General features: G+C 48.9%; 26 protein-coding genes. 11 read left to right on the forward strand and 15 right to left on the reverse strand.

The annotated features are described in order from the left end of the window. Window positions 1-211 precede the first annotated feature (211 nt). Together edd and HMPREF3022_RS03135 are read left to right on the forward strand one after the other, a co-directional pair. Window positions 212-2,047 (forward strand): phosphogluconate dehydratase, encoded by a 1,836-nt coding sequence (edd, locus tag HMPREF3022_RS03130; protein WP_049330936.1) that lies wholly within the window; start codon window positions 212-214, stop codon window positions 2,045-2,047. A gap of 90 nt (window positions 2,048-2,137) precedes the next feature. Next, window positions 2,138-2,776 (forward strand): bifunctional 4-hydroxy-2-oxoglutarate aldolase/2-dehydro-3-deoxy-phosphogluconate aldolase, encoded by a 639-nt coding sequence (locus HMPREF3022_RS03135; RefSeq protein ID WP_003745733.1) that lies wholly within the window; start codon window positions 2,138-2,140, stop codon window positions 2,774-2,776. A gap of 66 nt (window positions 2,777-2,842) precedes the next feature. On the opposite strand, the gene HMPREF3022_RS03140 is transcribed toward HMPREF3022_RS03135, so the two are convergent. The 8 genes from HMPREF3022_RS03140 to HMPREF3022_RS03170 form a co-directional block, all read right to left on the reverse strand. Then, complete coding sequence (locus HMPREF3022_RS03140; protein ID WP_049330932.1) at window positions 2,843-4,447, reverse strand: NAD(P)-binding protein; 1,605 nt, start codon at window positions 4,445-4,447, stop codon at window positions 2,843-2,845. Between the two features lie 68 nt (window positions 4,448-4,515). Beyond that, window positions 4,516-5,409, reverse strand: coding sequence for a DUF4178 domain-containing protein (locus HMPREF3022_RS11850; protein ID WP_283119034.1), 894 nt, complete (start codon window positions 5,407-5,409; stop codon window positions 4,516-4,518). A 133-nt stretch (window positions 5,410-5,542) separates the two neighbouring features. Further along, the gene (locus HMPREF3022_RS11855) at window positions 5,543-6,196 is read right to left on the reverse strand and encodes a DUF4178 domain-containing protein (protein WP_283119035.1); all 654 of its coding nucleotides are present in this window, start codon (window positions 6,194-6,196) and stop codon (window positions 5,543-5,545) included. A gap of 167 nt (window positions 6,197-6,363) precedes the next feature. Next, complete coding sequence (locus tag HMPREF3022_RS03150) at window positions 6,364-6,945, reverse strand: hypothetical protein (protein ID WP_239669533.1); 582 nt, start codon at window positions 6,943-6,945, stop codon at window positions 6,364-6,366. Window positions 6,946-6,951: 6 nt separating this feature from the next. Continuing rightward, window positions 6,952-7,353, reverse strand: coding sequence for an adenosylmethionine decarboxylase (gene speD / locus HMPREF3022_RS03155; protein WP_049330928.1), 402 nt, complete (start codon window positions 7,351-7,353; stop codon window positions 6,952-6,954). Beyond that, window positions 7,350-9,047 carry a DUF4178 domain-containing protein gene (locus HMPREF3022_RS03160; protein ID WP_049330927.1) on the reverse strand — a complete coding sequence of 566 codons (1,698 nt, stop codon included), beginning with the start codon at window positions 9,045-9,047 and terminating at the stop codon, window positions 7,350-7,352. The genes speD and HMPREF3022_RS03160 overlap by 4 nt, the downstream gene beginning before the upstream one ends. A gap of 203 nt (window positions 9,048-9,250) precedes the next feature. Then, entirely contained in the window at window positions 9,251-10,267 is a 1,017-nt protein-coding gene (locus HMPREF3022_RS03165) for an SPFH domain-containing protein (protein ID WP_049330926.1), read from the reverse strand. Window positions 10,268-10,317: 50 nt separating this feature from the next. Further along, window positions 10,318-10,716, reverse strand: coding sequence for a DUF350 domain-containing protein (locus tag HMPREF3022_RS03170; protein ID WP_192832374.1), 399 nt, complete (start codon window positions 10,714-10,716; stop codon window positions 10,318-10,320). A 206-nt stretch (window positions 10,717-10,922) separates the two neighbouring features. On the opposite strand from HMPREF3022_RS03170, the gene HMPREF3022_RS03175 reads away from it, so the two are divergent. After that, the gene (locus tag HMPREF3022_RS03175; RefSeq protein ID WP_049330925.1) at window positions 10,923-11,675 is read left to right on the forward strand and encodes a CPBP family glutamic-type intramembrane protease; all 753 of its coding nucleotides are present in this window, start codon (window positions 10,923-10,925) and stop codon (window positions 11,673-11,675) included. A 73-nt stretch (window positions 11,676-11,748) separates the two neighbouring features. Here the strand turns inward: HMPREF3022_RS03175 and HMPREF3022_RS03180 are convergent, their stop codons facing one another. After that, window positions 11,749-12,096 (reverse strand): cupin domain-containing protein, encoded by a 348-nt coding sequence (locus HMPREF3022_RS03180; RefSeq protein ID WP_049330924.1) that lies wholly within the window; start codon window positions 12,094-12,096, stop codon window positions 11,749-11,751. Between the two features lie 175 nt (window positions 12,097-12,271). On the opposite strand from HMPREF3022_RS03180, the gene HMPREF3022_RS03185 reads away from it, so the two are divergent. After that, the gene (locus HMPREF3022_RS03185) at window positions 12,272-13,162 is read left to right on the forward strand and encodes a DMT family transporter (protein WP_049330923.1); all 891 of its coding nucleotides are present in this window, start codon (window positions 12,272-12,274) and stop codon (window positions 13,160-13,162) included. A gap of 18 nt (window positions 13,163-13,180) precedes the next feature. Continuing rightward, entirely contained in the window at window positions 13,181-13,537 is a 357-nt protein-coding gene (locus HMPREF3022_RS03190) for a SpoIIAA family protein (protein ID WP_049330922.1), read from the forward strand. Between the two features lie 154 nt (window positions 13,538-13,691). Here HMPREF3022_RS03190 and argS read toward each other — a convergent pair whose 3' ends face one another. Next, on the reverse strand, window positions 13,692-15,410 hold the full coding sequence (gene argS / locus HMPREF3022_RS03195) for an arginine--tRNA ligase (RefSeq protein ID WP_049330921.1): 1,719 nt from the start codon (window positions 15,408-15,410) through the stop codon (window positions 13,692-13,694). A gap of 153 nt (window positions 15,411-15,563) precedes the next feature. On the opposite strand from argS, the gene HMPREF3022_RS03200 reads away from it, so the two are divergent. Together HMPREF3022_RS03200 and HMPREF3022_RS03205 are read left to right on the forward strand one after the other, a co-directional pair. Next, on the forward strand, window positions 15,564-16,100 hold the full coding sequence (locus tag HMPREF3022_RS03200) for an isochorismatase family protein (protein WP_049330920.1): 537 nt from the start codon (window positions 15,564-15,566) through the stop codon (window positions 16,098-16,100). Between the two features lie 13 nt (window positions 16,101-16,113). Continuing rightward, entirely contained in the window at window positions 16,114-16,614 is a 501-nt protein-coding gene (locus tag HMPREF3022_RS03205) for a GNAT family N-acetyltransferase (RefSeq protein WP_049330919.1), read from the forward strand. A 56-nt stretch (window positions 16,615-16,670) separates the two neighbouring features. Here HMPREF3022_RS03205 and tehB read toward each other — a convergent pair whose 3' ends face one another. The 4 genes from tehB to HMPREF3022_RS03225 all read right to left on the reverse strand — a co-directional run bounded on the left by tehB (window position 16,671) and on the right by HMPREF3022_RS03225 (window position 18,782). Next, entirely contained in the window at window positions 16,671-17,540 is an 870-nt protein-coding gene (gene tehB, locus HMPREF3022_RS03210; protein ID WP_049330918.1) for an SAM-dependent methyltransferase TehB, read from the reverse strand. Window positions 17,541-17,662: 122 nt separating this feature from the next. Then, window positions 17,663-18,037 (reverse strand): DUF5376 family protein, encoded by a 375-nt coding sequence (locus HMPREF3022_RS03215; RefSeq protein ID WP_049330917.1) that lies wholly within the window; start codon window positions 18,035-18,037, stop codon window positions 17,663-17,665. A gap of 2 nt (window positions 18,038-18,039) precedes the next feature. Then, complete coding sequence (locus HMPREF3022_RS03220) at window positions 18,040-18,390, reverse strand: EndoU domain-containing protein (protein ID WP_003745697.1); 351 nt, start codon at window positions 18,388-18,390, stop codon at window positions 18,040-18,042. Further along, window positions 18,387-18,782, reverse strand: coding sequence for a DUF5376 family protein (locus HMPREF3022_RS03225; protein ID WP_003745696.1), 396 nt, complete (start codon window positions 18,780-18,782; stop codon window positions 18,387-18,389). The genes HMPREF3022_RS03220 and HMPREF3022_RS03225 overlap by 4 nt, the downstream gene beginning before the upstream one ends. 324 nt (window positions 18,783-19,106) lie before the next feature. Between HMPREF3022_RS03225 and rnhA the strand changes: the two genes are divergently transcribed. The 4 genes from rnhA (at window position 19,107) to HMPREF3022_RS03245 (ending at window position 21,531) form a co-directional block, all read left to right on the forward strand. Further along, complete coding sequence (gene rnhA, locus HMPREF3022_RS03230) at window positions 19,107-19,544, forward strand: ribonuclease HI (RefSeq protein ID WP_036473212.1); 438 nt, start codon at window positions 19,107-19,109, stop codon at window positions 19,542-19,544. A gap of 10 nt (window positions 19,545-19,554) precedes the next feature. Further along, window positions 19,555-19,869: a hypothetical protein gene (locus tag HMPREF3022_RS03235; RefSeq protein WP_070765124.1), complete on the forward strand. Its 315-nt coding sequence runs from the start codon at window positions 19,555-19,557 to the stop codon at window positions 19,867-19,869. After that, complete coding sequence (locus HMPREF3022_RS03240) at window positions 19,866-20,264, forward strand: HIT family protein (protein WP_070765125.1); 399 nt, start codon at window positions 19,866-19,868, stop codon at window positions 20,262-20,264. Before HMPREF3022_RS03235 ends, HMPREF3022_RS03240 begins: the two co-directional genes overlap by 4 nt. A 73-nt stretch (window positions 20,265-20,337) precedes the next feature. Beyond that, window positions 20,338-21,531, forward strand: coding sequence for an LD-carboxypeptidase (locus tag HMPREF3022_RS03245; RefSeq protein ID WP_070765126.1), 1,194 nt, complete (start codon window positions 20,338-20,340; stop codon window positions 21,529-21,531). A 63-nt stretch (window positions 21,532-21,594) separates the two neighbouring features. On the opposite strand, the gene serC is transcribed toward HMPREF3022_RS03245, so the two are convergent. Further along, complete coding sequence (gene serC / locus HMPREF3022_RS03250; protein ID WP_049330907.1) at window positions 21,595-22,701, reverse strand: phosphoserine transaminase; 1,107 nt, start codon at window positions 22,699-22,701, stop codon at window positions 21,595-21,597. Between the last annotated feature and the right edge of the window lie 101 nt (window positions 22,702-22,802).

The raw sequence follows: 22,802 nt of genomic DNA on the forward strand, positions 1-22,802 counted from the left end.
TCAAATTTCTTCCACTTAGCAAATTATTTTGTAACAAAATTACAGATTTTGTACTATAATATGCGGACGCTTCGAAGAGAAAATCTTCAAATATTCAGACGGCCCATATTATTCATTCCCACAGCTCCAGGCCGTCTGAAAAACACCCAATACAAAAATCAGAAACGCGCAAACAAAATCCCTATCATATCGTTTAGCCAGGAGACCGCACATGAACCCCACTCCTATTCACCCGAAACTCGCCGAAATTACCGAGCGCATCATCGAGCGCAGCCGCCCGACGCGTGAAAAGTATCTGGCGAAAATCCGCAGCGCCAAACAGATGGGACGCTTAGAGCGCAACCAGCTCGGCTGCAGCAACTTGGCACACGGCTATGCCTCCATGCCTAAGAGCATCAAAATCGAAATGCTTCAGGAAACCGTCCCCAACTTAGGCATCATCACTGCCTACAATGACATGGTTTCCGCACATCAGCCGTTTAAAGACTTCCCTGACCAAATCAAAGACGAAGCACAGAAAAACGGCGCGACTGCCCAAGTCGCCGGCGGCACACCCGCCATGTGCGACGGTATTACCCAAGGCTATGCCGGTATGGAATTGTCGCTGTTCTCCCGCGACGTCATCGCCATGAGTACCGCCATCGGCCTGTCGCACCAAATGTTCGACGGCAGCCTGTTTATGGGCGTGTGCGACAAAATCGTACCGGGTTTGATGATAGGCGCGCTTTCGTTCGGTCATATTCCCGGCATCTTCGTCCCCGCAGGCCCGATGTCCAGCGGTATCGGCAATAAAGAAAAAGCCCGTACCCGCCAGCTTTTCGCCGAAGGCAAAGTCGGCCGCGATGCCTTGCTTGAAAGCGAAATGGGTTCTTACCACAGCCCGGGTACTTGTACCTTCTACGGTACTGCCAACTCCAACCAAATGATGATGGAAATGATGGGCGTGCACCTGCCTGCCGCCGCCTTTGTCCACCCATACACCGACCTGCGCGAAGCCCTGACCCGCTACGCAGCCGGACACCTCGCGCGCGGCATCAAAAACGGCACCATCAAACCATTGGGCGAAATGTTGACCGAAAAATCCTTTATCAATGCCCTGATCGGCCTGATGGCAACCGGCGGCTCGACCAACCACACCATGCACCTCGTCGCCATGGCGCGTGCTGCAGGTGTGATTTTGAACTGGGACGACTTCGACGAAATTTCTTCCATCATCCCATTGCTGATCCGTGTGTATCCAAACGGCAAAGCCGACGTGAACCACTTTACCGCAGCAGGCGGCCTGCCTTTCGTTATCCGCGAATTGCTGGACGCAGGCTTATTGCACGACGATGTCGATACCGTCGTCGGACACGGTATGCGCCACTACACCAAAGAGCCTTTCCTCATCGACGGCAAACTCGAATGGCGCGAAGCCCCCGAAACCAGCGGCAACGATGACATCCTGCGCAAAGCCGACAATCCGTTCTCCCCAGACGGTGGTCTGCGCCTGATGAAAGGCAACATCGGTCGCGGCGTGATTAAAGTATCTGCCGTGCGCGAAGGTTGCCGCATCATCGAAGCACCCGCCATCGTGTTCAACGACCAGCGCGAAGTATTGGCCGCATTTGAACGCGGCGAGTTGGAACGTGATTTCGTCTGTGTTGTCCGCTACCAAGGCCCGCGCGCCAATGGCATGCCCGAATTGCACAAACTGACTCCGCCTTTGGGCATTCTGCAAGACCGCGGCTTCAAAGTGGCGCTGCTGACCGACGGCCGTATGTCCGGTGCGTCCGGCAAAGTACCTGCGTCCATCCACATGACGCCTGAAGCCCTGATGGGTGGCAACATCGCCAAAATCCGTACCGGCGACCTGATCCGCTTCGACTCCGTTAGCGGCGAACTCAACGTCCTGATTAACGAAGCCGAATGGAACGCCCGCGAAGTCGAGCGCATCGACTTGAGCGCCAACCAACAAGGCTGCGGCCGCGAACTCTTCGCCAACTTCCGCAGTATGACCAGCAGCGCAGAAACCGGCGCCATGAGTTTCGGCGGCGAATTTGCCTAAATCCTTTTCAGACGGCCTTTTAAAACAATCAGGCCGTCTGAAACCATGTTAACGAACCTATTACGATACAGTCCCCAACGGAGACCTAAAATGTCCAAACTGACCCCTCGTGAAATTCTGACTGCCGGCGCAGTTGTGCCGGTAATGGCGATTGACGACTTGAGCACTGCCGTCGATTTGTCCCATGCCCTTGTCGAAGGCGGCATTCCCACCCTCGAAATCACCCTGCGCACCCCTGTCGGCCTCGACGCCATCCGCCTGATTGCCAAAGAAGTGCCCAACGCCATCGTCGGCGCGGGTACGGTAACCAATCCCGAACAGCTCAAAGCCGTTGAAGACGCAGGCGCGGTTTTCGCCATCAGCCCGGGTTTGCACGAATCCCTCGCCAAAGCCAGCCACAACAGCGGCATCCCCCTGATTCCCGGCGTTGCCACTCCGGGCGAAGTCCAACTGGCTTTGGAACACGGCATCGACACCCTCAAACTCTTCCCTGCTGAAGTCGTTGGCGGCAAAGCCATGCTCAAAGCCCTGTACGGCCCTTATGCCGACGTGCGCTTCTGCCCGACCGGCGGCATCAGCCTGGCAACCGCTCCCGAGTACTTGGCGCTGCCTAATGTCTTGTGCGTCGGCGGCTCATGGCTGACCCCAAAAGAAGCCATCAAAAACAAAGACTGGGATACCATCACCCGTCTGGCTCGCGAAGCTGCCGCTTTGAAACCAAAAGCCTAATCAGGTTATTAAGTTAAAAGAGAAAAGGCCGTCTGAATATGATTTCAGACGGCCTTTTTATATCAATTAAGCCAATACTTTCCGCGCCGCTTCCACACCCCAATACAAAGCCTCTTCAAACACCGAATAGCTGCTTAAGTCACTGTGTGCAAATAATAATCCAGTATTTCGATTTCTGATTTTTAATAAAGACTCATCGCTTAAATAGCCGGGCTTTGGCACGCTCATGCCATGCCCCCGAACGGTAATGTCAACATGGGAAACGCGCCGCCAAAAGCCTTCACCGTAAGCAGTAAGCAAATCTTGGGCAGCAAGCTGGAGCAGCTCTTCGTCGCTTGCTTCAAGCAGCTGGCGGCGGACGGCTTGTGGCGTATTGTGATTGAGCGCGGCGTAGGCGGTAAAAATCGTACGTTCAGGACGGGCAACCTGGATAAACTGATTGGTCGCAACAACATAACCCAGCCCTTGACTGCCGTAAACTACATTATCCCACGCAAGTTCGCTGTTGTTTTTTTCTTTCGGGAAACTGTGCAACTCAAAATTAGAAACCAGCCATGGTGCGTATTCGGGAATGTCCAGATCAAATTGTTCTGGATGTTCAATAATGCGGGCGGCAACCATCAGCGGCATGGCTGAGATAACGTGTTGCGCGGTGACGGCAACGGTTTCCCCTTTTGCATTATCACGCAGCCACACTTCAATCCGGCCGTCTGAAAGCGGTTTGATTTTAACGGCGGAAGCATTAACCGAAGCAGGTTTCTCCAAACGGATACTGTTTTCAGACGGCCATTGCCAGCCTTCCTGCAAACCGGCATGACGGCGCAGGTTTTCAGAAAGATGTGCCAAACCTTCGGGCCAAGTGAGGACGGTTTCCGCGCTGTTGCGGGCGGCAAAATAATGCAATCCGGCAAAGGCAGACACTTGCCCGATGCCTTGTCCGTAATCGTCTCGGCAACAATAATCGAGATACCACAAAAGCTCGGGCGAGTGGTAACCTTCTTGCTCAAGCCATTGTTTGAACGTCAGATTATCGAATTTCCGCCATGTCTCATCTGCCGATGACAGCGCAATCGGAATGGCAAAAATTTTCTTACCGTCATCGCCGTAAGCCTGTTTCAGACGGCCTATCAAATCAAAAAACCGTTTGGAATCCGCATCTTCTTTCGGCAATAAATGTTCCACCCATTTATCCTGATACAAGAGGCGCGATTCGGGCGCATAGACCAAATCGGTTTCCCTAAAGCTACCGTCCGGCTGCAAAATACCGAAATCCGCCAACATCTCGCGCACATACACGCTTTCTTTCGACGGCAAAGCCAAATAATGCGCACCACTCGGCGCTTTCAGGCCGTCTGAAGACGTATAGGCGGCATTATTGCCATTGCGTTCAAACCCTTCTGCCAACAATACATCGCAGTGATTATGCTTCGCCAAATACCACAACGCCCCCAAACCCGCCGCACCGCCGCCGAGTATCAACGTATTGCATTCATAACGACGGGTCGGCGCTTGCAACAATTCCCCGTCGCGCAACAAATGCCCCAACGGCAAGCCGACACGATTGATGGAAACCGGCGGTTTGCGGTTGAGGTATTGGTAAGTCTGCCAAGAGAAAGTGGACGCAGCTGCAAGCGCGGCGGTATAGCTGAGAAATTGACGGCGGGTTAGCATGTTTTATAAAAAAGGTCGTCTGAAAAAATAAAAATGAAACGGTACAACGAGGTTAAGCAGATCTCACGTTATTTATGCCCTGCCGAATAACCATGATAGGAGCTGCCGGAATGCGATGAATCACTGTCTTCCGCTTTGACGTAGTTGAACAAGACCGTAAGGAAAATGATGAAAGCAAAGAAAATAATCGTCCCTACCCGTTCTTCTTCGTAATCACGATCGTTTTTATATCTGTCAGAAACCCATATCCATACCAATGCACACAGACTGACCACTATGCCGACCGGGCTACGTAGATGCGGTGACAGCCAGGCCGGAAGGTTGACGATGATAAGAATCAGCATAGCAATGATACGGGCTACATTATCTCTACTCCCAACATTTCTATTGTCGCCCTTCAGCCAGTAAGAGAGCATCTCCTTAGTATCAAAAGACAGGCCAAATGCCTTTCTCATTTGACGGTAAGACACAGGACTGCTTTTACTCCAGACTATTTCATCCCTGCTCTGCTCAGAACACAGAATGACATTCCGGCCATAACTTTTCTTGCCGCTATATTCCTTGTAATGAAGCAAATCGCCTTGTTTGACTTTCCAATAAAAAGCACCAGCCGCTACCTCAACCTGCCCGCGGTAATGATCAATCAACATTTCACCAGCAGGATTGCCACTTGAATCAAAGTCCGGCCATGTGTGTAAGGTTTCTGACAACCGCCAGCGTTTTCCAGACTCAATCAGCCAGGCAAACCCTTGTTGCGTGTTATAAAGTAGATATTCCGTCCAGTATTCAGACTGATTTTGGTTATAGGACGATATCTCGGCAAATCTTACAGCCCCGATAATCAGATATTCTGTATCGTTCAGACGGCCTTTCATACCTATGGAAAGCGTGAACAGGTTTTCTTGTTCTTTTCTTTGGGCATTTGCCTCCATCAACGCAACAGTATCTTTTGTCGTGCTCAAACTGCTGCCGCAAGACTGACACAAAAGGAAAGAAGTAACACCACTTGGCCAATGAACAGGAGCGCCGCAATGCGGGCAGTTTTCAGAAAGAATCTCTCCTTTCAGATGGCCTGCACTTTCACGGATTTCATCATCACTGCAGCTTCAAACTGTCCAAACTGACTATGCGTCCGAAGTAGGAGTCCATTGGAAAAGTCGAATAATCCAAGGTCAAAAACAAATTGCCGCGTCGCCAGTCGCAAACCTCGCCTGTCGCTTGATTCCCAGATAAGTTAAACGGCAACTCGCCTTGCGCATCAGTATTACGATAATGTATGGTGCGGACGTCTGACGCAATAAAGGTTTGGCCATTAAAGATCAACGAACTGGAACCGGCTTTCACCGACTTAAAACTTTTCGGCCCCCGTCTCCTCTTCTGAGCAAGCAAACATGTCATCGCATATAAATCGCCAACCTCGGAAAGCCAGCCGGTCTGCCCGTCATCAAACAAAACATACCATTCATTCCATGCGCCGACATCGTAATGTACCTGCAATCGCCCAATCAGCGTAAATTTCCGATCATCAAAAACGCCTCTCGCTCCAATCTGCAACGGACTAAAATCCTCCAGCAACGCAGAATCACGCCCTGAATTGGCAACAAAATATCCGCTCCTCCCCTTACCGCTTCTAGCAACCAGCATACTGTGACAATGGCCACACACGAGCGTCACGGCAGTAGCGGAATACGCCTCCACAGGCGCACCACAGCTTGGGCAATCGGTTTTAAAAAAAGGCGTTTTTTCCATATAACGTCAATATTTCAGTTTAATCAGCACAAGGTTTAAGGCCGTCTGAAAACGGATTGAATATGCTTTCAGACGGCCTGTCTTTTAATAAAGAATAAGTTAAATCTTTTTTCTTGATTGTTCTACCATATGATGAACTTTGTTTTCTTTAACTAAAGCCAAGTTTACTAATCAGCAAAAAATTGTACATCTCTCTCTTTTACCCATCCGGTCGGGCAAACGCCTTTTGCGACAATAAGCAACTGACCTTCATCATCAACATGAGTGGAAAGACGACATTTTTTGCCTTTGGGCGGTTTGATTTTCCATTCAGCCGGGAAATCGGTAGGTTTGGTGCAGTTGTCAGGCAGGCCCATATAATGACAACTGATTTGGTTTTCTTTGATTGCCAAAGGTACTTTTTTTACTTTTATCCAAGAGTATCCTTCTTCGGTATTTTTGCTGTCATTACCGACAACGCAAAGGTATTGCATATGGTGCAATTGAGCGATTGAAGATGCTTTATCGTCCGGTTGAGCTTGCAGGGATGCGCCTTGGTTATTACTGACATAAACTTGATTACGGCAATACTCGGTACGATCATGTGTTAATTTTTTTGCTTCGGCACTTCCCACTCCTAGCAAAAACAAACCTGTAAACAAAGAAATAACCAACGGTAAGCTTCTATTGCTATTCAAATCTTTTATTTTAAGCATTTTGTTTAAAAGTCTTTTTATACAAAATTTGTTATCTAATTTACTATCAGCCAATTTTTTTCAGACGGCCTGACAGATTTTATTGTTCAACCGATGTTGTATATCGTCCAATATACCTTCGCCACGTTGTGCAACCGTCCAAACAGCTCTTTCAGCCGCCAATTCCCTGCACAACACTTCCTTCACTTTTTCCAATTTCATACCGCCGCAGATAAATGCATCTATAGCGGCGAAGCGGTGTTCAGGCCAAGTATGGATACTGATATGAGACTCGGCAAGCAGTAAAACGCCGGTTACGCCGCCTGCGCCGCCGAAGGTATGGAAATGTTCGGTCAATATGGTGGCTTCTGCAGCCTGTGCGGCAGCTACCAAAGCGGTTTTCAGACGGCCTTCATCTTTTAAGATGGCTTCATCGCAGCCATATAAGTCCAATAGGCCATGATTACCGGGCATGTGGGTCATTTATGGCCTCCGGAATAGCTACCGCTGGAAAAGCCACCGTAGCTTCCGCCTGAATGAACTCGGCTACTGTCATCATCCAAATCAGACAAATCTGCATAATTCATCATCGTAACAAAAACAATCAAAGCCATTGCACAAATAACATATCCCACTCGAGAGATACTCTGTTCGCCATTTTCATCTCTCTTCCGTCCAACTATAAAAAGAGCATAGACACCCCAACCGATAAGAAATATATCGAACAGTATATCGAAGCCATTCATAAACAATGACGGAATATTGACGATAACCAAAATAGCAATCATCAGAAGTCGTAATTTTTCATCGATATCATCTGCACTCATTTTCACGGTATAAGATGATATTTTATTGGTCAAATTAAACGCATCTGCAATTTCCCGATAAGCAATTGGGGCACTTCTAGTCCATGCCATTTCGTGACTGTTTAGTTCGGAGCCAATCTTACGGCTTTGTCCGTCTCGGTAATCGCTGTAATAATTCAAATCACCGCTTCGGACACGCCAATAAAACGCTCCGCTGGCAATCCTGACCCGTCCGCCATAGTCATAAAGTTTGCCATAGCCTTGCGGTTGGCGGTTGCGGTCGAGGCGCGGCCAATCATTCAAGGTTTCGGAAATATTCCAACCTTCATCAGCTTCAACCAGCCATAAGAAACCCTGAGTTGGGTTGTAAAGCAGATACTCTGTCCACTGCCCTTCCGGTGCCAATGTATGTTTGGCACCTTTGAACAAGTTATCAAATGTTTCCTGCGCATCTGTTTCTAAATATCTAATTGCGCCGATAACATGAAACTCTTTATTTTTCAGACGACCTGTCGAGCCGACAGGCAAAGTAAACATCGTATTTTGGGACAAACGCAGATTATTGGCGGTAATAAGCTCCGCCTTATCCTTACCGACTGCCAATTCGCTGCCGCAACTTTGACAGTTCAGATGGGAAGTCAGACCGTTTACCCAATGAATGGATGAGCCGCAGTTAGGACAGTTTTCTGAAGTAATACTGCCTTTCAGACGGCCTGCGCTTTCTTTAATTTCATCTTCCTGGCGCGTGTTTTCCAGCTTCAAGTCATCTAGGTTTACCATCCGACCGAAGAAGGCTTCGGGTGTTTTGTTGCTGTAATCGAGCGTGATGAAAAGGTTTTCGCAACGCCAGTCGGAAACCCGATTTTCTGTATCCTCTTTCAAAACAAACGGCAATTCGCCCTGCGCAGCCGCGCGTTTCAAGCTGATTTTGCGGACATCGGAGGCAACATAGTGCTTATCTTGAAAAGTCAGCTCGCTAAATCCAGCTCGCGTGTCTTCAAATTTCGGCAGATTATCGATTTCGACCGGCATGGTCATCACATATAAATCACCTGCCTCAGAAAGCCAACCTACCCTACCGTCGTCAAACAGCGCATACCATTCATTCCACGCACCATCATCGTATTGCACCTGAAGCCGTCCAACCAAGGTAAAGCGTTGCGCGACAAATGTGCCGCTGGTTCCGATTTGAAGCGGACTAAAATCTTCCAGCAATGCGGAATCGCGGCCGGAGTCGACAACGCTGTTATCTTGCCGCACCAGCATGCTGTTGCAATAGCCGCACACCAGCGTCACGGCAGAAGCAGAATGCGCTTCGACAGGTGCGCCGCAGCTTGGGCAGTCGGTTTTAAAGAAAGGAGTTTGAGACATGGGTTTGCTTTTACAGAATGGGTTGGAATGTTTCAGACGGCCTTAGCGTTTCTATCAACTGGTTTTATCAATGATTTCAGATTAGAAACAAACCAAATAGCCGAACGAACTCAATCAAATGATTCGAAAGGCCGTCTGAAACCTTTTCACAGAAGCAACTCAACGCTTCTTTGAATGATATTTTTCAGACGGCCTTCAATTGATCAACCAATCAGCTGCTTCAACACTTCAGCCTTAGCTTTATCAAAATCTTCTTGCGAAATCAAACCACCATCCAGCAAAGACTTGAGTTTCACCAATTTCGCCTGCGGATCTTCGGCAGCCGGCTGAACATTTTGCTGAGCCTGTTGCGTCGTATTCGGTTGCATCATGCCAGACATGGCACCCGCCATCGCCTGACCAATGCCGGCACCTACGCCCAAACCTGCACCGATTCCGGCAAGTCCGCCTTCATTTTGTGCCGCAAGCGGGATAGATTCGGCGGTTTGATATTGGGTGTAACGTCCCAAATCGCCGATAACGCCCATCGAAATTTTCTTATCCAACGCAGCCTGAATAGACGCGGGCAAGGTAATGCTTTCAACAGTGAAGTTTTCCAGCGCCAAACCCAGCTTGGCAAATTCCGCGCCAAGCAATTCGCCGATTTTTTGCGACAGCAAAACTTGGTTCGCCGCCATATCCAAGAATGGGATACTGGAGCTGCCAAACGCAGCCGCTAACTGGGTGACTGCAATATTGCGCAGTTGGTTTTCCAAGTCTACGCCGCTGTATTGCGCCGCCACACCGCTGACTTCTTTGAAAAATTTTGCCGGATCGCTGATACGGTAAGAATACATACCGAACGAACGCAGTTGCACCACGCCAAACTCGGCATCTCGCACGGTAACTGGTTGGGACGTCCCCCATTTACGTGCGAGCTGTTGTTTGGTATTGAAAAAGTAAACATCCGATTTAAACGGGGATTCAAAAAGCTTGTCCCAGTTTTTCAAGTTGGTCAGCACTGGCAGCGTTTGCGTATTAAGCGTGTAACGGCCCGGACCGAACACATCGGCGGTTACGCCTTCATCGACAAACATCGCCATCTGCGCCTCACGCACAGTCAGGCTCGCACCGTTTTGGATCTCCTCATCGGCAATCGGAAAACGCCACATCAGCAGGCTGTCATCGGGATTCGGCCATTGAATGACGTCGATAAACTGTTTCTTGATAAAGTTGAACATTTCAAATCCTTATAAAATAAATCGGGATACAAAATTCAAGGTATGGGTATTCAAGTCAGGCAAGCAGCGTTCAAAATGCCAATCGAGATGGACACTGCACCAAACAACGCGCCGACGGCGACATTATTGCCAATGAGTTCTTCGGTAGCGTCTTTAATCATCATTGTTGCAGCGAAATAGACAAAAATCTGAATCACTGCTGCGGCAAGGGCCCACAGGATAAAATCGATGAAGCTGACGCTGTGGGCAATACTTGACGCCAGTGTCAGACAGAAACCGACCAACGCGCCGCCAAATGATAAGGCGCAGGCAAGGTTGCCGTTTTTAATCAGGCGCAATTCTTCAACGGGTGTAATCCGCAGATATACGGCAGCAAAAACAACGGTCATGGCGATACCTGCCAACATGTATTGCAGGTAGAGCAGATATTGGGACAGAGAAATACTCACGATAAGATTCCTTGGTTTGCAATAAAGTGATTATGCCATATTTTTGAAGATAAACCCTTCGGAAAATATGGCATTTTTAGAAGCGCTTCAGGCCGTCTGAAACGGTCTGTTTTTTAATTCATGTTTTATTGTGATAATTGTTGACGATTTTTGTATGTTTATGTAACTATTGCGCACCGCTATTTATTAGAGCAAAGAGGAGAATTATGAGCATACTCGCCGTCATCCGCCCTAAAGAGCCTTTGCGCCATCTGCGCTGGTTTGACATGCTGATTGTGACCGCTATCCTGTTCGGTCAATTTGCCTACCGTTCTACCCAACTTTATATCGCCAGCCTGATGCCGCAAGTAGAAACAGCCGCGGTTGCCGAAGAAGTGCGCGATACTGCGGTAACCGGCGTGGCTTATTCTGAAAACATGAGCCTGCAGTTGATGCTGCTTGCTATTGCTCTGATTTACCTCATTATTCGCCGTTTCGACTTCAAACAATTGCCGATTCGTTTTAACTTAAGCGTATTGTTTTGGACGCCTGTGATTTTTATCCTGATGGGTCTGACCGCCGATGCGGTAACTTCGTTAAGTGGCGGCTACAATTACTTCACTACTGAAATTTTCCAATACATCAAACCATTATCCATTTTTGACAAATTCGCCGCCCTTGCGCCGATGGCCATCCTCTACGGCCTTTTAAACGGCTTTTACGAAGAATTCTGCTTCCTCGGTCTTTTAACCTGCGTGGAAGACAAATACAAATGGCAGGCATTGGCCTATTCGACCTTGGTGCGTATCTCCTTCCATACTTATCAAGGCATGCTTTGGGCGACCGTTATCGGCGTTGTTTTCGGCTTGATGTACTACTTCTTCTACAAATACAAAGTTAAAAACCTGCTGCCGTTTTTCCTGATTCACGCCTTGGCAGATATCTTCGGCTCCGGCTTCATCTATTTGATTTGCGCTTAATGGCAACGGTTGTATGAATAAACAAGGCCGTCTGAAATATCATTTTTCAGACGGCCTTTTATCATCTATCGGTTTACTTAATCAAAGTAATTGCCACATCCGCATCTTCGGTTGCAACTGCCTCAATCACTGCATCGCCGCCAAACCGTAACACCGAGCCTGCGCCGACAGTATGTTTTTCAGTCTTATTCAACGTTACGTCAAAGCTTCCTTTTCCAACGGCAAAAATCAACGTTTTAAAACCCGGATGATCGTGCGGCTTAATCTGTTCCCCTTTTTTCATATCTTTCTTAACAACCATGTAATTTTCGCCGCTGAAAATCTTACCGTTTTCGGAAGAAACCTCTCCCAAAGGCGCGGCAGAAACAGCAACAGAAAACAAAGCAGACAGTAATACAGCAGAAATATTGGAAACTTTCATGACAAGCCTTTCTTAAAAACAGACCCCCTATTCTATAAAAACCCACTTTATTATTCAATAATAATTCTTATTTTCTAATAAAAAGGCCGTCTGAAACCCAACGATATTTTTCAGACGGCCTGATTGACCTGTATAATATTTTCTTATTAATAAAATCGCTTTACATACCCATCAAATGGAAACCGTCAGAAAAGATCCACTTGGCTCGGCATGGATGGTTATTGCCGCGCTCGGCTTTACCGTCATGAACCTCTCCATCAAAGCCGCCTCAACGCAATTCGGCTTTTCCAGCGGTGAGCTGGTCTTTTGGCGCATGCTGGTCTCCACCCTGTTCTTAGGCATCATGGCCAAAGCGCAAGGCAACACGTTTTCCACGCCGCATTGGAAAACCCATCTCAACCGCAGCGTCATCGGCACGCTTGCCATGATGTGCACGTTTTATTCCGTCATGCACCTGCCGCTGGCAACAGGCGTCACGCTCAACTACACATCCTCCATCTGGCTTGCCATCTTTTCATTTTTCATTTTAAAAGAAAGAATTACGCTTTATACCCAAGCCATTTTGGTTATGGGCTTTATCGGCGTTATCCTGCTGCTCAACCCATCTTTTCAAGGTGGACAGGAATTTGCCGCGCTGGTTAGTTTGGCAGGCGGCGCTATGTCAGGCTGGGCGTATTTGCAGGTGCGCGAACTCTCACTTTTGGGCGAACCGGGCTGGCGCGTGGTGTTTTACCTCTCGCTTACCGGCCTGATTATGGGCGCAGTCTGGAGCACCATCACCGGCTGGCATCCGCTGACCATCTCTTCCCTGCCCTATCTGGCCGGCATCGGCATCTCCGCCATGATTGCCCAACTAGCCATGACCCGCGCCTACAAGGTCGGCAAGAAATTTACCGTTGCCTCGCTTTCCTACCTGACCGTCGTTTTCTCCGCCCTATCCGGCGTACTGCTTTTCGGCGATAAAATCACTTGGCAGGAAGCCGCCGGCATGGTTATCATTGTTGCAGGCGGCGTGTTCAGCAGTTTTACTCCGGCCTCAATCAAAAAATTTCTGATGAAGCAATAATTTAACAAGGAGAACACCATGATTTCCATCCGCGAACAATCTTACGGCTTAAACGTAGCGCTGTACAACGAGTTCACTTTGGACGATTTCCGCCAATTGGAAGAAGCCTTGTTGACTGCAAAACAAAAAATCCATCTGCCCGACATCCTGTTGGACTTATCCATGCTGAAAGACTTCACCATCGATATGGCGGTTGAGCAAATCAAATTCCTCAACCAACACGAAACCGATTTTGGCCGCGTTGCCGTCATTACCGACGATATCTGGATTAAACTCGGCGCGCGCCTTTCCAGCCTCTTGACCAACCAACATCCCAAATATTTCAGCGACGCTGCCGAAGCACAGGCTTGGTTGTTGGCAAGCAATTTGAAATAAAGACAAGGCCGTCTGAACGCATTATTGAGCAAATATAAAACCGCTTAGGCTCAAACAACGGCATCACGACATCTGTCAAAGCATAAAAAAGGCCGTCTGAAACCTTGCAACCTGCAAAGTTTCAGACGGCCTTTCATCGTTTTTATTCAAAAAATTACATCACATCCAACACATCAATGCCCAACAATTCCAAGCCTTGTTTCAGCGTGTCACCGGTCAGCTTCGCCAGTTGCAGGCGGCTGTTGCGGGTTGCGCCTTCTGATTTCAGAATCGGGCAGGCTTCGTAGAAGCGGCTGAACAAGGTGGCAATTTGGTAGAGGTAGGCGGCGAGGTAGTGCGGATATGCCGTGTCCGCCACGCTTTGCAGCACGTCTTCGAATTTCAGAAGCTCGGCGGCAAGCTGTTTTTCCAGCGGTTCGGTCAAAACAGTTGGCGCAGTTGCGCCCCATTCGCCTGCTTTGCGGAACACGCTTTGCACGCGTGTGTAGGCGTATTGCAGGTAAGGGGCGGTATTGCCTTCAAACGAAAGCATGGCGTCCCAGTCGAACACATAATCGCTGGTGCGGTTTTTGCTCAAATCGGCGTATTTGACCGCGCCGATGCCGACGGTTTTGCCGATTTTAGCGGCTTCGTCTGTGCCCAATTCAGGATTTTTCTCTTTCACCAAAGCAGTGGCGCGCTCGACAGCTTCGGTCAGCAGGTCAACCAGTTTCACGGTGTCGCCGCTGCGCGTTTTGAACGGTTTGCCGTCTTTGCCCATCATGGTGCCGAAGCCGATAAACTCGGCTTTTACATCTTCCGGCAGATAGCCTGCTTTGCGGGAAGTGGTAAAGAGTTGCTCAAAGTGCAGGGCTTGGCGGTGGTCGACGACGTACAGCAGACGGTCGGCATGAAGCGTGCCGACGCGGTAGCGCAAACACGCCAAGTCGGTGGAAGCATAAAGGAAGCCGCCGCCTTGTTTTTGCACGATAAATGCGGCAGGTTCGCCGTCTTTGTTTTTGAACTCGTCCAAGAACACGACTTTTGCGCCGTCGTCTTCGACTGCCAAACCTTTTTCGACCAAATCATCGACCACTGGCTGCAAATTGTCGTTATATTTCGATTCGCCCGCCACGTCTTCAGGGCGCAGTTTCAAGCCCAAGGTGTCGTAAACGGCTTGGGCGTGCGAGAGTGAAATATCGACAAACTGTTTCCACAATGCCAAAACGGTTTCATCGCCGCCTTGCAGCTTCACAACGTATTCGCGCGCGGTGTCGGCAAAGGCAGGATCTTCGTCAAAACGTACTTTGGCGGCGCGGTAGAATTGCTCCAAATCCGCCAGCTCAAATGCGGCATTGTCTTTTTGCTGCTCAACCAAATAAGCGACCAACATGCCGAACTGCGTACCCCAGTCGCCGACGTGGTTTTGGCGGACGACAGTGTTGCCCATAAATTCCAACACGCGAGAAATGCTATCGCCGATGATGCTGGAACGCAGATGGCCGACGTGCATTTCTTTGGCCAGATTAGGTGAAGAGTAGTCGATAACGACGGTTTGTGGTTTATCGGTTTTTGCTACGCCGAAACGCGCGTCTTTCAAGGCCGTCTGAATGTTTTGGGCGAGAAACTCAGGACGCAGGCGCAGGTTGATAAAGCCCGGGCCGGCGACTTCCGCGCTTTCAATCACGGCGTTGTCGGCCAATGCTTCGGCCACTTTTTGCGCCAACTCGCGCGGATTTTGTTTGGCTTTTTTCGCCGCACCCATCACGCCGTTGATTTGGAAATCGCCGTGTTCGGCGTTTTTGGTCGGCTGCAAAACAACGGGGCTGTCGGCGATGCCTGCGGCGGCAAAGGCGGCGGCGGCTTCGCGTTCGACGGTTTGGTATAAATTCATGTTGTCGGTCTCTATCAATTCAAATCAGGCGGTATTTTAAAAGAATTTCGGGCTTTAAAACAGGGCAAGCTGCAATACTTTTCCAGCGGCTTGTTATATGATTGCATTCTGATTCAACGATTTTGCTGTAAAGGCCGTCTGAAAGGAAAAACCATGAACCCTCAAAATACGCTTTGTCTGATTGTCGATATTCAAGAACGCCTGCTGCCCGCCCTTTCCGGCGCGGATGAAATGGTGGAACGCTGCCGCCTGCTGATTCAAGGTTTGACGGCTTTGGACGTACCCTTTGCCGTAACCGAACAATATCCGAAAGGTTTGGGCAACACCGTATCCGCCGTATCGCTGCTGTTGCCCGAAGGCACACCAGTTGTCGAGAAAACTCAATTTTCGGCGTTTTTACCTGAAATTCAGGAAATATTACGCAAAAACAACATTAAAAACGTTATTTTAGTTGGAGCGGAAGCTCATATCTGTATGCTTCAGACGGCCTTGGATTTGAAGGCGCAAGGTTACGCCGTATCCCTGCCTTTTGAATGTACCGCCTCGCGTACAACGACCAACCGCGACAATGGTTTGGCGCAACTGAGCCGTCAGGGTATTACCGTTTCCAATGTCGAAAGTATTTTGTTCCAACTGCTCGGCGATGCCAAACATCCGGCCTTTAAGACTATCTCCAAACTGATTCAATAACAGGCCGTCTGAAATGCAATACACCATCCGCCCTGCCCTACGCCAAGACTTGCCCGCCATCGTCGATATTTACAACAGCACCGTGGCCACGCGCCAATCCACGGCCGATTTGTCGCCGACCACGGTTGCCGAGCGTGAAATATGGTTTGCCGCGCACACGGACAAACGCCCGATCTACGCCCTTTACGATACCGACGGCACCGTATTGGCCTGGGGCAATTTCAGCGACTACCATCCGCGCTACGCCTACCACATCAGCGCGGAAGTCAGCATTTATGTCCGCCACGATATGCGCGGCGCAGGCGTGGGCAAAATCCTGTTGCGGCACATGCTCGAACGCGCGCCGTCCTTAGGCATCCGCAACGTCATCGCGCTTGTGTTCGGCCACAACTATCCGAGCCTGAACCTGTTTCACCGTTTCGGTTTTGAAGAATGGGGGCGGCTGCCGCAAGTCTGCGATTTGGACACCATGTTGGCAGACGTGGTGATTTTGGGCAAAAGGATTGTGGATTGATTACGGCAAAGGCCGTCTGAAAACTGAATTCAGACGGCATTTTGACGGTAAAACCTTTATTCCGGTTTCTTCGCCAGCATGGTAACGAATTTAAACTGAATCGGATTGCCGAATTCGTCTTTCGCGTGCATCGAACCCAGCTCTTCCTTGTATTCCACCAATTCCCAGTCTTTATAGTATTCGCGCAACTCGCCTTCGCCAAACTTGAATGGGAACGGCATCGGGCAAGGGAAATCTTCCGTATCCATCGCAGAAACGATCAGGTTGTAGCCACCGGGGTTGGTGTGTTCCTTCATATTGGCAATCACGTCAGGAACGTAACGCGGCATCAGGAACATAAACACCACGGTCGCCACCATATAATCGAAGTTTTCCTGAATATTGGCGGCGTTGAGGTCGTATTCAAACGCGCGGACATTCAGTTCTTCGATACGCGCCAGCTCTTCCACGTTTTGAACCGCGTTCGGATTATTATCGACAGCGGTAACGTCAAAACCTTTCAAACCTAAATACAGCGCGTTTCGACCCTGACCGCAGCCCATATCCAAAACCTTGCCGACGGGCACGATGCCTTCGGCAGCGCGGACGGCCGAATGTGTCGCGCTCATGCCGTATTTCTTATTGAAATAGTCCGCCGCCTCGCAGTAAAACGACAGTTGAATTTCCGTGTCTTGCGTTTGCGGCGCGATAAAGTGCCATGCTTGCGGATGAATAATCCAATCATCGCTTTCAGGCGTCAGCTCGTGCGTGGCCGTAATATTGCCTGCCTCGTCCACTTCGTTGAAGTTCAGACGGCCTTGGAGGACATTGAGGCAGCCCCAAGTACCGGCGGCAGTATTGTGTTTGGACAACAAGGCTTCGGGAATCTCGTCCGCCGTCCATACCGGCATCTGTTTGTAACAAAACAATTCTTGCTGTTCGCTCATCATATTTCCTTTCTATTTTGACGGTTTCAACACGGCTTCTGCCAAGGCTTTCTGAATGGCAATAAAGTGCAGGCAATTTTGAGATATTTTAAAACTCTTTGATAATTGACCATCTTTCCAATCTAGAACTCTAAGTGCTGTATTAAGCCTTCTTCAGGTTCTTGGCTTCGGAAAATCAGCCATAACCTTAACACATCAACCATAATTCCACGAGGCAAAGTGAGATAAAGTGATTCCTCTTCTTGAGCAAAGAGAAAATAAAAATTCACTTGATCGTTCATCACCTCAACACCCCAAGAATTGGAAGAAATATCCGCTTCTTGAATCGTCTCATCTGTTAAGATTGACAATGAATGATCCAAAAAAGAGAAATAATTTGGACCACCCATTGGATCATTCAAATAGCCGGTTAATGGATTTAATTGGTGATTTTCTTCCAAATAGCAAGCCGGAATAATTTGCCCTTTATGTTGAATATACGTAAAAATAAGTTTCATCTTTACTCCTGCTCAGCACTTGGGAAAGCTGTGACGACAGGATAGGTATAACCTTCTACACGTACGCCTGAATTTGAAATGCCAACCCACATACCTTCAGCTTTACGAATAGAATCTAAATCATCTACTTGATTCATATAAGCAGAATTAATTTCCACTTTGATACGATCTGCCGTCCACGTTTGAGGAAACATCAAGGTCTCCCCATTATTGTTAGTTTTAGTCATATATTGATTAGTTTCACTATCAAAAGCGGAAATTTGTGCAAGATATACGCCATTTGGATAAGTATATAATATCCGATCAACACGTATATTGCCTAAGGCGGCATGGCCACCGATCATGACTGTCATTTATAAGCATCCTCTGAGTCGATAACTTCTTGGTAGTTTGGGTCCTTAATCGATTTATTTAAAAAATCAATCCATCGTCTAATAATAAAGATAAATTCTATTTTAGGTAGTTTAATTTGATATTGCTTATTATCTGAATCGTATAAAAAGAATATATAAACATTATCTCCTACTACATCCACTCCCCAAGAATTAGAAGATATATCCTCTTCTCTATTATTTATCAAAATATTCAGAATATCCTTAAGAAATTCTTTATATTCAATTTTATCTCCTAAGTCATCATTCAAATAAGATATTAACGGTATATAATCCCCCTTAAACTCTGAGTCACATGTTGGAATAAATTCTTTTTTTACCTCATTAAAATAATACTCAAATATAATTCTCATATTTTCTACTTAAAATCAATTGGCTCTGTTACCTTATAAACATTTTTATTTTCTTGCTCGTTGATGTAATGATCTTTTTGGCGATTAGAAACCCTTTCATTCAATCCTTTATTTCGATTTCCTCCTATATTTAGCTATATCTTCTGATTAATTAACCGCATTTTTAGTCTTGGATTTCGACATCCCTCTAGCCCTAACCAACGCCAATCCAGCACAACTTAACGAATGATAAAGTGCAGGGTATTTTACACGCGCAAACCGTATTTGCCGATATTTCAGACGGCCTTATGTTATGATACCGCCTTATTCGACAAAGACATGCCCATGGATAAACCCGTTTACCTCTACACAGACGGCGCATGCAAAGGCAATCCCGGCGCAGGCGGCTGGGGGGTATTTATGCGCTACGGCACACATGAAAAAGAACTGTTCGGCGGTGAGGCCGAAACCACCAACAACCGCATGGAGCTGACCGCCGTCATCGAAGGCCTGAAATCCTTAAAACGCCGCTGCCAAGTCGTCATCTGTACCGACTCGCAATACGTCAAAAACGGCATGGAAAGCTGGATACACGGTTGGAAAAAAAACGGCTGGAAAACCGCCGCCAAAAAACCGGTTAAAAACGACGATTTATGGAAAGAGCTGGATAGTTTGGTTCAACAACACGATGTCCGCTGGACGTGGGTAAAAGGCCACGCCGGACACCCTGAAAACGAAAAAGCCGACGAACTCGCTAATCAAGGGGCGGCAAAATTTGCATAACACTTCACCCATGACTGTACTCAAATATCTCAAACCATTCTTTTGGATTGCCATCATTGCATTGATTTGTGTGACGCCCATAGCGCTGATGTTCGCCTATTCGCCCTTTCATGATGTCAATGATTATTTTAACTTTGGATTGTGCGATCACATTGAGAGTGCCGAAGAATGTGACGACTTAATCACGCCTTCCTATTTATTTTGGTGGTTTATACCCAAACCGTGGCTTTTCGCATTCATCACGCTGACTGCTATTTACCTCATTCTAAAAATCCTGATTGAAATCATCCGATTCCTATTCAGACTGAGAAAGAAAAACCCATGACCTGCCCCATCTGCACTGCCGACAACGAAGACATTTTGCTGCAAACGCCCAATCTGCGCGTTATCGCCGTCCACAACGAAGCCGGCGCACCGGCATTCTGCCGCGTTATTTGGAATGACCATGTTTCCGAGATGACCGACCTTTCCCCTGCCGAACGCAACGAAATCATGGAAATGGTGTATCAGGTTGAATCCGCAATGCGCCAAGTCTTCCGCCCGGCCAAAATCAATTTGGCCAGCCTCGGCAATGTTGTGCCCCACCTGCATTGGCACGTCATGGCCCGCTTTGAAAACGACGCCAACTTCCCCGCGCCGATTTGGGCCGCGCCCGTACGCGAACACGGTATGGCCTTGCCCGAAAACTGGCCGCAACAAATCAAAAACTTAATCGCTTAAACTTTCAGACGGCCTGTAAGGTCCGACATGCCAAGTTCAGGCCGTCTGAACATATAACGAAAGGAAAACCTCAATGAACTCCACCACGCGCCGCCATTTCCTGCGTACCTGCTCTGCCGCGGCAGGCGCAGGGTTGTTGCAAGCCTGCGGCACAGGCACGACCACCACGCCGCAAACCAAAACCACTTCTACCACCGCGAAAGCGAAAACCGTGCAACCTAAGCAACCCCATCCGCCACGTTCCGGCGACAACCTCCTGCGCGTTGTTGCGCCGTCAGGCTTCGCCGAAGACCCCAACCGTGTGACCACCGGCCTGACCCGCCTCTACAACGCAGGCTTTACCGTGACCAACCAACAGGCAGGCAGCCGCCGTTACCAACGCTTTGCCGGTAGCGATTCCCAACGCGCCGCCGACTTTCAAGAAGTTGCCAGCGGCCGTATCGAAACGTCCAAAGTCTTGATGGGCCTGCGCGGCGGCTACGGCGCGACACGCATCCTGCCGCAAATCGACTTTGCCTCACTCGGCGCCAGAATGCGTGAACGCGGCACATTGTTCTTCGGCTTCAGCGACGTGTGCGCCGTCCAACTCGCCCTGTTGGCCAAAGGCAATATGATGAGCTTTGCAGGCCCGATGGTGTACAGCGAATTCGGTAAAGCAGACCCCAGCGTCTTTACCATGGATTCGTTCATCCGCGGCACGACCAACAACGTCAACATCGTTGATGTTCCAACCATCCAACGCGCCGATGTCAACGTCGAAGGTACATTGTGGGGCGGCAACCTCAGCGTTCTCGCCTCCCTCGCCGGTACGCCTTACATGCCTGATATTCAAGGCGGCATCCTCTTTATCGAAGACGTCAGCGAGCAACCCTACCGCATCGAGCGCATGCTCAACACGCTTTATCTGTCAGGTGTTTTGCAAAAACAACGCGCCATCATCTTCGGCGATTTCCGCATGGGCACCATCCGCGACGTGTACGACTCCAGCTACGATTTCTCCGCTGTAGTCAACCACATTTCGCGCACCGCCAAGATTCCTGTGTTGACCGGCTTCCCATTCGGCCACATCACCAACAAAACCACTTTCCCTTTGGGCGCGCATGCCAAAGTCCGCAGTACCGGCAACGGCGGTTATTCCGTAACCTTCAGTGGCTACCCTACGCTGAACCCGTCCGCGCTGACACTCAACAACCTGCTGCCGCCTCCTGTTCCGACTTACGACAGCACCATCTACCGCGACAGCATTACTGAAGAAGTCACCGAATAAGGCTTGTTCAAATCAAAAGGCCGTCTGAAACCCAGTTTCAGACGGCCTTTTTATATCTTCATCTTAACCGTAACGTCGTTGGAAATCTTTCATAAAGTCGGCCAACGCGTTCACACCTTCAAGCGGCATCGCATTGTAAATACTGGCACGCATACCGCCGACGGTTTTATAACCCTTAAGCAGGCACAAGCCCTGCAACTCGGCTTCCAACACAAAGCGGCGGTCTAAGTCTTCGCTTGCGGTTTTGAAGACCACGTTCATTTTGGAGCGCGCATCAGGATGGATATCGTTGATGTAAAAACCGCCGCTGCCGTCTATCGTCTCATACAAGGTTTGTGCCTTTATTCGATTGACCGCTTCAATTTTTTTCACACCGCCCTGTGTTTGCAGCCAGCGGAACACCAAGCCCGACATATAAATCGCATAAGTGGAAGGCGTGTTGTACATACCGTCGCGGTTGATGTGCGAACGGTAGTTGAACACATCAGGAATATCGTTCGGACAACGCTCCAGCAAATCCTCGCGGATAATGACCACGGTCGCACCGGCGGGGCCGATATTTTTTTGCGCGCCGGCATAAATCAAGCCGTAATCGGCTACATCAAACTCACGCGACAAAATCTCGCTCGACATATCGCACACCAGCGGCGGCAGGCCGTCTGAAAGTTTGGGGACGTTTTGATACTGCAAGCCGTTTACGGTTTCATTAATCGCAAAATGAACAAACGCGGAATTCGGATTGACATCCCAATCTTCCACCGCAGGCAGGTTTTTATAGGCATATTGCTCACCGCCATGCGCGGACAAACGGATTTCGGCATTGCTCAAACGGCTCATCTGTTCATAGGCAATGCGGCTCCAGTTGCCCGTTACCACCGCGTCGGCAGTCGCAAAACCGTGCGCTAAATTCATGGCCACCATATTAAATTGCGTGGTCGCACCGCCCTGTAAAAACAGGATTTTATAGTTGGACGGAATATTCAAAAGCTGGCGCAAGTCTTGTTCGGCATGATGCAGAATACTCAAAAACATATCCGAACGGTGGCTCATCGCCATCACGGGGAAACCCGTACCGTTGTAGTCGAGCATCTCCTGTTGCGCGGTACGCAATACCGCTTCCGGCAATACGGCAGGACCTGCGGAAAAATTGTAAATCGGGTGTGCGGACATGGCGACCTTCTTTCTTATTCGGTGGGTATGAAGAAATTGTAGAACCGCCTTGCACATTGTGCAAGCACGAAAAATCAGGAAATACAAGGCCGTCTGAAAAC

Origin of the sequence: Neisseria sp. HMSC065C04 (genome assembly GCF_001815375.1) — a bacterium.
GTDB lineage: Bacteria > Pseudomonadota > Gammaproteobacteria > Burkholderiales > Neisseriaceae > Neisseria > Neisseria flavescens_D.